Annotated in this window: 13 protein-coding genes; 4 read left to right on the top strand and 9 right to left on the bottom strand. The window is 66.0% G+C overall.

Going from position 1 to position 13,948, the window contains the following annotated elements:
- Positions 1-54: 54 nt before the first annotated feature.
- From QTI17_RS22805 to QTI17_RS22795, 3 genes are all read right to left on the bottom strand, one after another.
- A complete protein-coding gene (locus QTI17_RS22805; protein WP_286535817.1) occupies positions 55-573 on the bottom strand; it encodes a glycine zipper domain-containing protein in 519 nt (172 codons plus the stop codon).
- A 386-nt stretch (positions 574-959) separates the two neighbouring features.
- Positions 960-2,192, bottom strand: coding sequence for a DUF5666 domain-containing protein (locus QTI17_RS22800; protein WP_286535816.1), 1,233 nt, complete (start codon positions 2,190-2,192; stop codon positions 960-962).
- A gap of 161 nt (positions 2,193-2,353) precedes the next feature.
- A complete protein-coding gene (locus QTI17_RS22795; protein ID WP_286536115.1) occupies positions 2,354-3,175 on the bottom strand; it encodes a DUF6502 family protein in 822 nt (273 codons plus the stop codon).
- Positions 3,176-3,595: 420 nt separating this feature from the next.
- Between QTI17_RS22795 and QTI17_RS22790 the strand changes: the two genes are divergently transcribed.
- Positions 3,596-3,925 (top strand): hypothetical protein, encoded by a 330-nt coding sequence (locus QTI17_RS22790; RefSeq protein ID WP_286535815.1) that lies wholly within the window; start codon positions 3,596-3,598, stop codon positions 3,923-3,925.
- Positions 3,926-5,094: 1,169 nt separating this feature from the next.
- Complete coding sequence (locus tag QTI17_RS22785) at positions 5,095-5,499, top strand: hypothetical protein (RefSeq protein ID WP_286535813.1); 405 nt, start codon at positions 5,095-5,097, stop codon at positions 5,497-5,499.
- A 136-nt stretch (positions 5,500-5,635) separates the two neighbouring features.
- Here QTI17_RS22785 and QTI17_RS22780 read toward each other — a convergent pair whose 3' ends face one another.
- On the bottom strand, positions 5,636-5,908 hold the full coding sequence (locus QTI17_RS22780; RefSeq protein WP_286535812.1) for a hypothetical protein: 273 nt from the start codon (positions 5,906-5,908) through the stop codon (positions 5,636-5,638).
- Positions 5,909-6,282: 374 nt separating this feature from the next.
- Between QTI17_RS22780 and QTI17_RS22775 the strand changes: the two genes are divergently transcribed.
- On the top strand, positions 6,283-6,969 hold the full coding sequence (locus tag QTI17_RS22775) for a hypothetical protein (protein WP_286535811.1): 687 nt from the start codon (positions 6,283-6,285) through the stop codon (positions 6,967-6,969).
- A 62-nt stretch (positions 6,970-7,031) separates the two neighbouring features.
- Here the strand turns inward: QTI17_RS22775 and QTI17_RS22770 are convergent, their stop codons facing one another.
- The 5 genes from QTI17_RS22770 to QTI17_RS22750 all read right to left on the bottom strand — a co-directional run bounded on the left by QTI17_RS22770 (position 7,032) and on the right by QTI17_RS22750 (position 12,613).
- Positions 7,032-8,270: a dihydrolipoamide acetyltransferase family protein gene (locus QTI17_RS22770; protein ID WP_286535809.1), complete on the bottom strand. Its 1,239-nt coding sequence runs from the start codon at positions 8,268-8,270 to the stop codon at positions 7,032-7,034.
- Positions 8,271-9,284, bottom strand: coding sequence for an alpha-ketoacid dehydrogenase subunit beta (locus QTI17_RS22765; protein ID WP_286535808.1), 1,014 nt, complete (start codon positions 9,282-9,284; stop codon positions 8,271-8,273).
- Positions 9,281-10,528 carry a 3-methyl-2-oxobutanoate dehydrogenase (2-methylpropanoyl-transferring) subunit alpha gene (locus QTI17_RS22760; RefSeq protein WP_286535807.1) on the bottom strand — a complete coding sequence of 416 codons (1,248 nt, stop codon included), beginning with the start codon at positions 10,526-10,528 and terminating at the stop codon, positions 9,281-9,283. The genes QTI17_RS22765 and QTI17_RS22760 overlap by 4 nt, the downstream gene beginning before the upstream one ends.
- A gap of 745 nt (positions 10,529-11,273) precedes the next feature.
- Positions 11,274-11,732 (bottom strand): hypothetical protein, encoded by a 459-nt coding sequence (locus QTI17_RS22755; RefSeq protein ID WP_286535806.1) that lies wholly within the window; start codon positions 11,730-11,732, stop codon positions 11,274-11,276.
- A 71-nt stretch (positions 11,733-11,803) separates the two neighbouring features.
- A complete protein-coding gene (locus QTI17_RS22750; protein ID WP_286535805.1) occupies positions 11,804-12,613 on the bottom strand; it encodes a sensor histidine kinase in 810 nt (269 codons plus the stop codon).
- 383 nt (positions 12,614-12,996) lie between these two features.
- Here QTI17_RS22750 and QTI17_RS22745 point away from each other — a divergent pair, with 383 nt between their 5' ends.
- Positions 12,997-13,647, top strand: coding sequence for a DUF6351 family protein (locus QTI17_RS22745; protein WP_286536114.1), 651 nt, complete (start codon positions 12,997-12,999; stop codon positions 13,645-13,647).
- Positions 13,648-13,948: the final 301 nt, after the last annotated feature.

Genomic DNA, 13,948 nt, shown 5'->3' with positions numbered 1-13,948 from the left:
CTGCCCAGCGGAATAGGACAAGACGACCGTGGCCGCCTTGTCGATCATCGAGCGCTAGCGACCGTCACGATCCGAATCGCCAGGAATGGCTCTTTCGACGTTGTCGCTGAGACGCTGCCAGGCATCACGTGTCGCATGCTTGGCTCGATCCCATTCCAACGACGACCGTCCCCGAGCGGTCCCCCAGTCTCGACCGAGATCCGCTTCGACATCGTCGAACTTCCGATCCGGAAAACGCGAATAGGCATCGACGCCGTAGCGATAGGCGGGCGAGTAGGCGTCGTAGCTTGTACCGGCGGCCACATAGTCTCGCCCGGCATAGTTCTCACGCCAGTAGGCGTCTTCGGCGACCGGGTCGGCTTTGATGGCACGGCCTGCCAGAGCGCCGGCCACGGCACCAACCGCAGCGCCCACTACCGCGCCGACCGGGCCGGTCATTCCGCCAACGGCCGCACCGGCGGCAGCGCCGCCAGCTACGCCACCAGCAACGCCGCCCAGCACCGCACCCACGCCAGTGGCGGTACCGGTTCCATCCTTGTCGCCCGGCACGCGGGGGTCATTCAGATCAGCCATCGCAGGTCTCCTGTTGAGTGATTGGAGAGGAGACGATGCACCTCTAAAGCGGCCGCACCATTCGGATCGCGCCTATGCGACTGCGGGCGGGGACCGCTGGTGGATGCCCGTCTGGACCTACAGACGAGGCCAGGGAGGACTGAAGCATGTCCCGGGAGGTAGGTCAGCCATTCCGAAGGCTATTTGGAGTTCGTCGAGTGCCGCTCCAACGTTCTCCAACGCAGCGGCCAAGTCGGCTGTCGCGCCCTCCGGCGAAGCGCCCGGTGGGGGATCGAGCACGAAGCCGAGCCGCTCGCACGCAAGCGCCCAACAGCATGAGCGCGTGAGAATGACCAAGTGGCGGGCAAAAATCGGCCCACACCAGGATCTTCGACCGTCGCTCTCAACTATTGGAACTCGATGCTGTCGGCAGTCAGCACGCCGTTCAGGACTTCCGTGCCATGGACATGGACCTTGACGCCGTTGCCGAGATTGGCCGCTGTGCCATTGCTGAAGTGCACGTTCGGGCTGCTGGCATTCACGGGCTGTCCCCTGACACGGAAATCGGCGGACGAACGGAAGGCGCCGACGGTCCCGGTCAGGTCGAACGAAGCTGGCCCGCCGGTCCCGGGCACATTCCGGATCTTCAGCTTCGTCGCCTTCAGAATACCGTTGGCGATGCGTCCGCCGACCTCAACCTTCACGCCATTGCCGAGCGCCGCTTGCGGACCGCCGGTGATTTGTGCGGCTGAAGCGTCGACCTGCAGGCCCAACACGCGCAAGGAAGCGGGACCTGCGAAGTTCGTCACGAGGCCCGCAATTTGAGCGGTACTGCCCTCGACTCGCGGGACTGGGTACCACCACTGAACCGACTTCGCGGCCAGCCGGCCTTGAAGCAATGTGTCAGCCCGCACGCGAACGACAGTCCCGTTGGCGAGCGGCTGGCCGTCGAGACTGCCCGATTGCACGGCAACCCCGTACTCGACAACCAGCCCTCCCAGCGTGAAGGCGTGGGCAGTCGTGTCGAGACCCTCAACGGTGCCCGTGAGAATGAATTCCCCTGGGTCGCGCTGTTCGACGCGCGTGGCGCGCAGAACCCCGCTCGGCCCTGGCAGACCCCAGACCTGCAGCGTCTTTCCGGCTGGAATGGCCGCGAGGCCGGAAGCGTCGGCCCACACAGTACCCGAGTCCGTGCTGACCGTAGTGCCGAGTATCACGAAACTGCCCTGCGGCAGATTGACCGACAGCAGCGGGCCCTTGAGATCTGCTGCCGAGTCCACGTGACGCGCGATGCCGTTCGTGAAGTCCGTGTTGACCGGGCCGGTGACCTTCACGGTCATGCCCAACTGCAGCCCGGCTGGGGCGTCGAGGATATTGCCTACAGCCCGGGCCGTGTCATAGCGAAGGCCGTTGACGATGATGCTGCCCGCCCCGTCGACTGCCCCGACGCCGGTGGCGTCAGCCGTACTCACGCCAGTCCCCCCCGAGCCGACGCCCGACGCATCGTCGCCACTCGACGCCGTCGGGGTCGCGCTGCTCGCGGCATCCACTGCGATGCCACCCAGACCGCCGCCTGCGGGACTGGAAACGCCCGGTGCGCCAGCGCCAGCATCGGCGGAGGAGCCGTTGGTCGCGTCCATCGCGCTGCCATCGGTATTCGGGAGCGGTGGGTTGCTCCCGGGGCTAGCAACCAGCGCACTGGCACCGCCACTCCCGCCACCCCCGCCACCGCCCCCACCCCCGCAGGAGAGCAGCAAGGCTGTGGACAGCGCCACGATCCCGGCGCGGAGTAGACGGCTGGTCATCCTGCTTTCCCTGGTGCTTCTAAAGTTGGAACGGACATCGTAGTGTCGTCCGCCCCAGCGTCTTCATAGTAGGTGTAGATCCCGACACGTATGCGGCCTGTCGCGCGTTCGTCGGCGGCGTTGTAGGCGCGCGTCATTTCCTGGGTCAGGTCATGGTGCAGTCCCGCCCACCGTTCCCGCACGAAATGGTGAATTCGCTCGCAGTCGGCCAGCGAGATGCCACCGGCGAACACCGATCGCTCGAGCAGGGGCGCCTTCGTGCCCAGCGTGTTCGACACGCTGGCCAGCAAGTGGTCGCGTGCGCTATCGCCCAGGAAGGCGAGCATCTGCTTCAGGTCGTTCGCGGGAACGAAGGCTCCCGTGGCGAGTTCAGCGCGACCATCGAATTCAATCACCATGCCAAGGCGAATCAAGTCGTCCAGGATGGCTCGATGGTGCAGGTCACCACGGCTCGCGTTCCGAGCCAGCGCTTCGAAGGAGAGCTGCCCATCCTCGGCCGCGATCGGCAAGGAGCGCAGTGCGGGGTCATAGGCGTACGCCTGCAGCCACTGCGTGAGGGTCTTCGCTTCGGCCGACATCTCAGAGCGCGGCAGACTTTCTTCAGGCTCCCGCACCTTGGCCGTGACTGCCTTGCGGTTCAATCCCGTGGTGACCGACAGCTGACTGATGTTCGGCTCGGTGCCTTTATTTACCCACACGCGACGCGCTTCGTCGAGCAAGAGGTCGCGCAACAGAACTTCCAGATCGCGGTGCTTGATGCCGTAGGCGACAGCGAGGCGGATCATGGGCCGAAAGACGCGTGCGCAGGCAGCCAGCACCCAGCGCACCTGACCTTCCGTGGATTGAGCCAGGGCATCGCTGGCGGATGGCGCCGCCGCCTGAGGCTTCCCAGTCTTCGATCCAGTGCGTTTGTGCGCCATAGAAATGCTTCGCCACGCTACGGCCTCGGCGAGCGTGTCTCCGCGAAAGGACCTGTCCGGGAACCGGAGCTGGCACGTTGTGGGCGACGTTCATCGGGATGTCGCGTTCCGATGAGGTCTTGCAGTCTTTCTTGCAATCCGATTCTCCGCGTTTCAAGAGAGACATTAACCGATCGTTACCAATGGGACATCTTTGTGAGCGACTGTCTTACAAATCCGGCGCGACGGCTGTAGGACAACGATAGGAAATGTGAAACCTTCCCATCCGAAGGGATCGTCCAGCCGACTGGCTACCCGCGTGCACCAAGGAGAAATTCAATGAATGCCGTCGAATCGTTGGCCGAGACGCCGCCTGCGCAGTTCACCGCCTTCGGAAGCTTGATCGATCTGGTCCGGCTGCGGGTGGGCGCCAGTTCGGCAGAGGTGTGCGATGCCTGCAACACGATCAACCTCGGGTCGGCACGCTATTGCAAATGCTGCTCGCACAAGCTCGCGGGCTTTTATGTCGCCAAGGAACTGGGCACCGTGGCGGCGTCGCATTGGGACGAGCTCGCCGTGCCGCGCCGAGCATCCGCTCTGGATCTCGTGGCCTTCTTCGTCGTGATCAATTCGCTCGTCATCCTCACCTCGTGGATTCCCGTGGGATAGGGCGCGAGCGTTCCTCGACGGAAGCGGGGGAACAAGCATGACCAAATACTGCGACGCCTGCCACACACCCAATCGGGACCGGGCCAAGTTCTGCCGCGGGTGTGCGGGCAAGTTTTCGGGCGTCCGGTTCGATGCGGCTGCTTTCGTTGCGACGATGCCGGACACACGCAACGGGTTCGCGCCGCCAGAAAATGCGCTGCGTGAATTGCGGCCGGCGCCCGCTGTCGACCCCGACCCAAGGCGCTCCGTTCGATCTCGGCGGCCACCGGGCTTCGACACCTCACTGGCGTTGCTCCTGCTGTTTCTTCTTCTGACCGCAGCGGCATTCGTCTATTGGCATCCGCGACTCGGGACTGCTTGGGAGAAGACGCTGGCAAAGTCGCCGCCGATACTCGCCCCCTCATTCCTGGTCGCGAAGGTTGCGCCCCTGATCCCGCCGCCGGTTGCAGCAACGGCTGCGGAGCACGATGCCCCGCCCGTGGCCGAGTCGTCGCTTGCGGAACAACAGGGAGCTGAGGTGCCCACGCAGGTGGCAATGCCGCAAGAGAGCGCCGAGCCACGGCCCGTCCTGGCAGTGCGGGCCCCGGAACTGGATGCTCCGGAAGTGGGTGTGTCGAATGCCCCAGCCCATGAGCGGCGAACGGTCCTGCGTCACCGGGATCGGGCCATGCCACGCACGCCGGAAAAGCAGGAAGCCTTTTCGCTCCCGGTGATCGCTGAGCGAATTCAACCCCAGCCTGTGCGTCCGCCCGTCCTTGTCTCCCCCACCACGCCCTTGAAGCCACGGGATGGGGAGACCTTGCAGACGGCTCGCGCCAGGGCGGAACTGGGCAAGGCCGGCATTCGCACCGCAGCGCCAAGCAACCCCGCATGCGATCGCTACAACCCGTTCGGAGAAAGGATATGCGTGGGCAACACCCCAGGAGGGCAAGTCGGCCAGCAGGCTTCGATTGGCAGCGCAGCTTCCGGTGTCGGGGCGGTCGGCGCGGCAACCGCGTTCAAGGGCGGTAGCAGCGTCGCGGCGGTCGTTTCGGGCGCCGATCCTGGTGGGGGCGCCGGGTCGGGGGCGGGGGGCTCCGGCGCAGGCGCGGCAGGTGCCGGAGGCGCAGCTGCTCCCAGTGGCAGCGGCGCGGGCGCTGCGGGGTCCGCAGGCGGCGGATCCGCGGGTAGTGGGCCCGGCGCTGGTGGTAGCGGTGGGGCGGGTGGTACCGGTGCCGGTGGTGGCGGACCCGGCGGCGGTGGTGGTGGCCCTGGCGGCGGAGGTGGCCCCGGCGGAGGCGGTGGCGGCCCTGGCGGTGGGGGTGGTCCCGGCGGAGGCGGTGGCGGCCCTGGCGGCGGGGGTGGCCCCGGCGGAGGCGGTGGCGGCCCTGGCGGTGGGGGTGGTCCCGGCGGGGGTGGTGGCGGCCCTGGCGGTGGGGGTGGTCCCGGCGGGGGTGGTGGCGGCCCTGGCGGTGGGGGTGGTCCCGGCGGGGGTGGTGGCGGCCCTGGCGGCGGCGGGCCAGGACGATAGTGATCGTTGTGGGCACTCACGCCAAAAGCAACAGCGCGCCAATGAAATCCACGACGCGGCATAAGCAGGTCGAGATCGCCGTCGACGGGCAGCATATCGACGGAACGCTGGAACGCTGGAACGCCGCGCCGGGTGTCTTGCTCGTGCCGCAGGGCTACGATACAACCACGACGCAGCCCGCTGGATGCTGTGGGCGGGGCTTACGCGCCCGACCGCTCCAGTAGTTCCGACCAACCGTCGTCTTCTTTGCTTCGCACCTGTTCAGGTCCGAAGTACCTGAGCGCCTTGCGGCCCAGCGGCGTCACCATGTGGACGCGAATAGGCTCCAAATGAGCCGATTCCGCGGCCGGGAAGCTACAGATGATGTGGCCGGCATCATGGAGGATGCGAAGTTTGTCCTGAACCTCGCGTGTCAAGAAAAGTTCAACTGGCAACTCATCATCCGCGAGCGCCTGAAGTAGTTCCATTGGCATGGCGGCTCCTCAAGGTCGAGACCTGTAGGAGGAACGGTCGCCAGCATAGGGGAATCCGCCAGGGCAAACGCTGAGTCGTGGCTCCCGTACCGGCGCCGGTGACTGTCCCATCGGGCAAGGTTTAAATCGTGCGAAATCGAGGCACCATCAGAGAGATGAGGAACCTCATGACAGTTTTGACCGACTCGCGCATTCGCCGGCTCGCGGCGCTGGCTCAAATGAAGGCCAAAAGCTGATCGGACCTGGCGGATGAACCAAGGCCAGCGATCAGCGCCGCCCACGCTGGTCCGGTGAGGCACGTCAGCACCACGATGACTCTTCCCAGCAGCTTCGCCATTCGAAAACAATAACCACACCGGTCTGGAATCGGACCAATGCGACAGGTCTACGATACTGGCCATGATCCACCTGCGGCACATCTCCGTGTTCGTCGAAGAGCCGGACCCGGGCCACTTCCACTAGGCATCGCGATCAGGGCGACGTCGTCGGGCTTCGCCGCGGCGCGCTTTACCGGGCCGGCCTTGTCCTGCGGGATCGCCTCGACGTCGGGCGGCACCGTCTTTTGTTCCGCGGCTCCGGGTGTCCTGTACTCGCCTTCGGATGTCTTCGTCAGGAACTTGGCTCCGGCTGGTAACTCGTCGAAGGTCGTTCAGCTAGCTAGCTGCCTGGAGTCGCCCGATGTCAGCGGGCGACAGGACTTGCACGTTTACAAGCTGAACAGCGATATGAATGCACCTAGACCGCCAACCCTGCACGAGTTCGCAGTGCTGCGCGTGCTTCGTGCCGATGCCGAACACCTGCCGCGCACGGCCGCGAGGATAGCCGCGACCTATCTGCCCACCATTGAGTTGCCCGCCTCGTGGCGGCTGGTGTTGGAACAAGCGCTCGACAAGCGAGCCGGCGACGCGACGTGTCCTCCACTGGACGAGTTGCAAGCCGAATACGGCAGACTTGGTGCATGGCTCCCCGCCTCGTATCACGGTGACGCCACGGACGCGCGTTTCTGGCTTGTGGGGCTGGACGAGCGCGCGGCCGAGTACCGACCAACACTCAAACCCTGATCGACGCGCCTGCGGGGCCGCCAGGCGCTCGCCGAGCCCAACCCCGCGCTCGCCACATAGGGCTACACGACGAAGAGCAGGGCCGGGCATTCGAGCGAAGCCCGCACGGCCTGCACGAATTCGGCCGCAAGCTGGCCGTCGACCACGCGGTGATCGAAGGAGGAGGACAGGTTCATCATGCGGCGCGCGACCACCGCGCCGCCCTGCATCACCGGGCGCTGCACGATGCGGTTGACGCCGACGATCGCCACCTCGGGCGCGTTGATGATCGGCGTGGAGGCGATACCGCCCAGCGGGCCGAGGCTGGTGACGGTGATGGTCGAGCCGCTCAGTTCGTCGCGCGTGGCCCGGCCGGCGCGCGCGGCATCGGCCAGACGGGCGATCTCGGTCGCGCTGGACCAAAGGTCGCGTGCCTCCGCGTGGCGCAGCACCGGCACCATGAGGCCGGCCACGGTCTGGGTCGCGATGCCGACGTGCACCGCGCCGTGACGCGTGAGCACGCCCGCCTCGTCGTCGAAGCGGGCATTGACCTGCGGGAAACGCGGTACCGCCAGCACGACCGCACGCACCAGCAGCGGAAGCAGCGTCAGGTGCGCCCGCTCGCTGTCCCAGCGTTCGTTGAGCCGCGAGCGCAGCAGCTCCAGTTCGGTCACGTCGATCTCCTCGACGTAGGTGAAGTGCGGGATGCGGCGCATCGCGTCCTGCATGCGCTGCGCGATGCGCCGGCGCACGCCGGTCACGGGCACGGCCTCCTCGTCATCGCGTTCTGCGTAGCGCGCCGCACCCGGCGCCTGCGGACCGGCCCGCCGGACCAGCCAGGCGTCAAGGTCCTCGTGCAGGACGCGGCCGTCCGCGCCGCTGCCCGGCACCTGCCGTAGATCGATGCCAAGGGCCGCGGCCCGATGGCGCACCGCGGGCGAGGCGAGCGGTTTGCCGCCCGATGGGCGCGCGCGCTCGACCGGTGCGCTTGCCGATGCCGTTACCGCTGCCGCTGCAGGCGCCGGCGCCGGCGCCGGCGCTTTTGCGGGCGCGGCCGACACCGCCTCCGCCTCGCCATCGGGCCTCACATCGATGCGGATCAGCTCCGAACCCACGGCGATCTGCTGCCCCACGTCGCCGCCGAGCGCGAGCACCTTGCCCGCGACCGGAGAGGGAATCTCGACCGTGGCCTTGTCGGTCATCACGTCGGCCAGCACCTGGTCTTCGGCCACCATGTCGCCGGGCTGCACGCGCCACGCCACCAACTCCACCTCGGCGATGCCTTCGCCGAGGTCCGGCACCTTGATCGCGTGGGTGCCCATTCAGTTCTCCATGACCCGCCGGAATGCAGCGCCCACGCGCGCCGGCCCCGGGAAGTAGGCCCACTCCTGCGCATGCGGATAGGGCGTGTCCCAGCCGGTCACGCGCTCGATGGGCGCCTCGAGGTGATGGAAGCAGTGCTCCTGCACCAGCGCCGTCAGTTCGGCGCCGAACCCGCTGGTTCGCGTGGCCTCGTGCACGATCACGCAGCGGCCGGTCTTCCTCACCGAATCGACCAAGGTCTGCAGGTCCAGCGGCCAGAGGCTGCGCAGGTCGATGATCTCGGCGTCGATCCCGGTCTCGCGCGCCGCCGCTTCCGAGACGAAGACCATCGTGCCGTAGGTGATCACCGTCAGGTCGGTGCCGGGGCGGAACACGGTGGCCGATTCCAGAGGCACGACGTAGTGCCCCTCGGGCACCTCGCCCAGCGGATGGGCCGACCAGGACACCAGCGGGCGGTCGTGATGGCCGTCGAACGGGCCGTTGTAGAGGCGCTTGGGCTCCAGGAAGATCACCGGGTCGTCGTTCTCGATCGAGGCGATCAGCAGGCCCTTGGCATCGCGCGGGTTCGATGGCATCACCGTGCGCACGCCGCAGACGTGGGTAAACAGCGACTCCGGACTCTGGCTGTGCGTCTGGCCGCCGTAGATGCCGCCGCCGCAGGGCATGCGGATGGTGATCGGCGCGCTGAAGTCGCCGGCCGAGCGGAAGCGCAGCCGCGCCGCTTCGGAAACGATCTGGTCGTAGGCCGGATAGAAGTAGTCGGCGAACTGCACCTCGACCACCGGGCGCAAGCCGTAGGCGCCCATGCCGACGGCCGAGCCGACGATGCCGCCTTCGGAGATCGGCGCGTCGAAAACGCGCGAACGGCCGTACTTGGCCTGCAGGCCTTCGGTGCAGCGGAACACGCCGCCGAAATAGCCGACGTCCTGGCCGTAGATGACGACGTTGTCGTCGCGCTCGAGCATCACGTCCATGGCGGAGCGCAAGGCCTGGATCATGGTCATGGCGCTCATGACGCGGCTCCGGACTGCATCTGTTCGCGCTGCCGCTTCAGGTGCCCCGGCATGTCCTTGTAGACGTCCTCGAACATTGTCGCGGCGCCGGCAAGATGCCCATCGGCCAGCGAGCCGTAGCGCTCGGCCTCCTTCAGCGCGGCGTTGACCTGGGTCTCCAGTTTCGCCTGCGTCTCCTCGTGCTCCTGCTGCGACCAGGCGCCGATGCCGATGAGATGCTGCGACAGCCGCGGGATCGGATCGCCGAGCGGAAAGCGCGACCAGTCGTCGGCCGGCCGGTAGCGCGAGGGATCGTCCGAGGTCGAATGCGCGCCGGCGCGATAGGTCACCCATTCGATCAGCGTTGGCCCGAGATTGCCGCGGGCGCGCTGCGCGGCCCAGCGCGACGCGGCCAGCACGGCGAGGAAGTCATTGCCGTCGACGCGCAGCGAGGCGATGCCGCACCCCACGCCGCGAGCCGCGAAGGTGGTGGCCTCGCCGCCGGCGATGGCCTGGAAGGTCGAGATCGCCCACTGGTTGTTGACCACATTGAGGATCACCGGCGCGCGGTACACGTGGGCGAAGGTCAGCGCCGTGTGGAAGTCGGACTCGGCCGTGGCGCCGTCGCCGATCCATCCCGACGCGATGCGCGTGTCGCCCTTGATCGCCGAGGCCATTCCCCAGCCCACCGCCTGGATGAACTGCGTGGCCAGGTTGCCCGAGATCGAGAAGAAGCCGGCCCGCTTCATCGAATAGCACACCGGCAGCTGCCGCCCCTTGAGCGGGTCGCGCTCGTTGGACATCAACTCGCAGATCATGTCCACCATCGACACGTCGTCGCGCGCCAGCAGCAGGCCCTGCTGGCGGTAGGTGGGAAAGCACATGTCGCCCTGCTGCAGCGCCAGCGCGTGGCCGGTGGCGATGGCCTCCTCGCCGAGGCACTGCATGTAGAACGAGATCTTCTTCTGCCGCTGCGCGATCAGCATGCGGGCGTCGAATGCGCGCGTCTTCATCATCGCGCGCAGGCCGCGGCGCAGCAGTTCGGGGTCGGACTCCGGCGCCCACGGACCGATGGCGCGGCCCTCGTCGTCGAGCACGCGCACCAGTGTGTAGGCCAGATCGATGGTGTCGTTTGGCGATGCGTCGATAGGCGGCTTTCGGACCTCGCCGGCGCGCGACAGGTGGAGGTACGAAAAATCCGTCTCATGCCCCGGCCGCCCAGTGGGCTCTGGCACATGCAGATGAAGAGGTGCGCCCTGGCTCATGGCGTGGTCTCCGCGCTCGATGGGATCGCTCGCCAGCCAAGCCTAGCGAATTTCAAGCTCCGACGCAGTCGGTCAACTACCCATATGTTCTCTTGACTCGCAGGGCCGTCGGGACTCGGCGAGCTGGTGCCGCTCGCCTCAGTCTGTTCGCGCCGCAGGTCAGTCGTTGAAACGCGCTGCGGGTTCGGAGCAAGCTGCAAACGGGATTGAAGCAACACGCTCTTGAACGTCCGCGCGAAGGCTCGGCGCCATCGGACAACGGTTCCGAACGCGGGTGGACCAGGCTGGCCACGATGGGCTCCGCGCCTTCGAGCGGGTGTGCGAATTCACCATGTTGTCGACGCTGCGTCCTCTGTTCGTCGCTGTCCGCCGATACCCGTACGTTCTCCAGCGCACCGCCGCTTGCGAGCTATCTTGTAGAGCAAGGTTTAGCTGAACGTCGCGAAGAGATTCAAGCAGTCCTAAGCGCGGCGACAAAGGACACTGACGACTTCGCTTGGAAGCAAGAAGGTGGCGTCAGGTGGAACCGCCGCTTCTAGGATGGGATGTTTGTTCACCCTGAAGGCCGACATCCATGGCTACGACGAAAGGCGTTCACAGGCCTTGTCGCCTTACGGACGTTGGCTATGCTGGCACGATGGACTGAACGCATAGATGGCGCGTTCCGCCCTAAACCAGTCGCTCGTTGGCTTGGCGGACGTCGCCCGGAAGCGACTCTTCAATAACGGCGATTTCTCTGGAATGTTCATTCCAGATAGTCAATGAACTGGGGGATCACCTCGCGCAGGAAGTCGATTTCCCCTGTGGGAATGCTGCGCGGCTCCAAGTCGAAATGGATGAAGGTGCCATAGGGCATGCCGCACTCTCGCGTCAACAGCCGGCCGTAGTACGACTCGACCATGCCGGCATAGGGTCGGTTCGTCAGGCGCCGATCCTCAGAGGCATGGCTGGTCACGAATTCGCCATGCTCGAGCGCGTGCTGGCAGAAGCTCTTGCACAGAGGCACCACCTTCAGCCAGGTGCGGTATTCGGAATCGCGGTCGAAGGCATGCGCCGCGTGCATCACATCGCCGTTCAATTTGTAGATCGCCGTGAACCGATAAGGCGTCCTGTCGTTGAGCAGGGCCAGCGCCGGAACGATCCCGCGGCTGGCAAGAAGGTCGCGAACGGCCGCAGCGGGCGCTGGCAAGTCGACGTCGAGCATGGGTGGCTTGGTTGGGGCGTGAGCGCGAATCTTACGTAATTCTTACCGCCCTCGGGAACAGGGTTTGACCCTCAACTCGTCAGCGAAAACCCTTGGTGTCTTAACGCTTCGGGAGGGCGCGCAGGGCCGGCGCGCGCTTGACGCATCGACGCGTCGCAGCACCTCCAGCGTCTTCGCCCACGCTTCGGTTCCGCGCCAGCGTTGTCCTGCCAAGGCCCGGCGCGAAACCAGTTGGAAGCCAGGCTCCTTGCTGCCGAAGGTGCCCTCCAGCAACGGCAGGCGTACCTTGAACACGGCGCCCTTGCCGGGGCCTTCCGAATCCGCTTCGACGCTGCCGCCATGGAGTTCCGCCAGCTTTTGACCAGAGCCAGACCGATCCTCATGCCGCCCTCGCGCCGGGTGGTGGGCTTGTGATCTCCCTGACGAAACATGTCGAACACCTGCCCGAGAAAGCTCGGTTCGATCCCGCGTCCGCTGTCCTGCACCTCCAGCAGCGCCCAAGGGCCATCGCGGGTCAGTCGCACATGGACCGTGCCTCCGGGTGGCGTGAACTTCAGCGCGTTGCTCACGAGGTTCCAGAAGATCTGCTCGACCCGCACCACGTCCGCGAAGATGGACAGGTCCTCGGCTTCGACGGCGAGGGCGATTTGCTTCGTCTGCGCATCCTTGCGCAGCGCATCTGTGATCCACTCGATGATGGGCCGCCACTTCACCGGCGAACGGCTCAGCGTCAGTTTTCCGGTCTGCAGCCGCGAAAGGTCCAGCAGGTCATCGATGATCTGCGCCTGCGCGTGGACGGTCCGACGGATGGTGTCGGCGGCCCGTGACAGCCGTGGCGAAACCTGCACCTCCGGCGAGCGGCCGATCAGCTCGGCGCTCACCATGATGCGGCGTGGAGAAGCGCATGAACAGCTCGCGGGTTGAATCGAGCCGGCGACGCTTTGCGTGGCCGTTGCTTGTGGCGCTGTCCGTCGCATCTTGCGGCGGTGGAAGTGGCGATTCGTCCGGGTTGGCGTCGTCTATGAAACCCTCTTCTACGCCGGTGGAAGCTGCAAGCAATGCACAAGCACTGACGCGAGAACCGGGGACGTTCGCGACGAAACGCTGCTGCCGGTGTTTATCCGGCTCCTGTCGACGGGGAGAACAAGCTCGAGGATCGTCTCGCGCACGGTCTCATCGTCGCGGATTCGCTATGGCGTCGGTGTCGACGGCTACGCGCGCCATACGTGGGACAACGTCGGCGTCCAGTACGGACTGAAGTCGGATACCGGCGCCGCGTACCGAGGGCAACCTCGATGCCATGCGTGCGGCCTACACCTTCGGCCTTGTGTTCAGCGGCCTCATGCCCGTGCCGACCATCGACAGCCGACCATACCTCGAGCGCGAGGTCAACATGCACAACGCCCACCAGGCCTTCGCGATACGCCAGCGCGTGCTGAAGCGGATGGGGACGAGCGACCACCTTGTAATCTGGTTCGCCGATACGAAGCCTGGAGCACTGCCGGTGGACAAAAGCTACGTCGCGGTCGACGTCATGGCGCAGTGGATGGCCAACATTCGCGCCCATCCGTTCCTGGGCATTGCCAGGAACCGACCGGCCGCCGCGGTGGACAGTTGCTTCGACGTGGACGGTAATCTGATCGCTTCAGGGCCAGACGTCTGGAACGGGATCCTCGACGACAAGCCTGAGGGCATCTGCACGCTGGCGTTCCCGCTGTTCAGCACCTCGCGCATCGTCGCCGGCGCGCCGCTGGAAGGCGGGATCTTCAAATGCCCGTTGAAAAGCGTGGACGCGGCGTTGACCGACGGCACCTATGAACCGTGGGCCCCCGATCCCGCGTCTGTCGACAAGCTCAGGCAGACTTTTCCGCAAGGCGTATGCGACTACAGCAGGCCAGACCAAGGACGTCCGTAGTCGGCTCACCGGAACAAATCACTCGGGGACCGCTCCCGAACCGTGATGCATCGCTCGGCTCGGGCACGTGGAGATACTCGATGCTTGCCACTCCCGTCGCCGCCCGGGAGGCTTGGCATTGCATCTTCGCGGTGCTTCGGGCCGATGAGACCTAAGAGCGCCGTTGCTGCTTGGCGTAGTCCTTTGGGCAAGCTCCACATGCGGTGGGATGCGCGCCTTGGCTGATGGTGAAGCGGCACTTCAGGGCCATTCTGAAGAGGCCAGAGTTACCGCTCGTTGGCTTTATCGCGATTGAAATTGA

Source organism: Variovorax sp. J31P179 (genome assembly GCF_030316985.1).
In the GTDB taxonomy this organism is placed as follows: Bacteria; Pseudomonadota; Gammaproteobacteria; order Burkholderiales; family Burkholderiaceae_C; genus Variovorax; species Variovorax ginsengisoli_B.
Note: the sequence above shows the minus strand (reverse complement) of the source record. Positions and strands in the feature narration are given on the sequence as shown.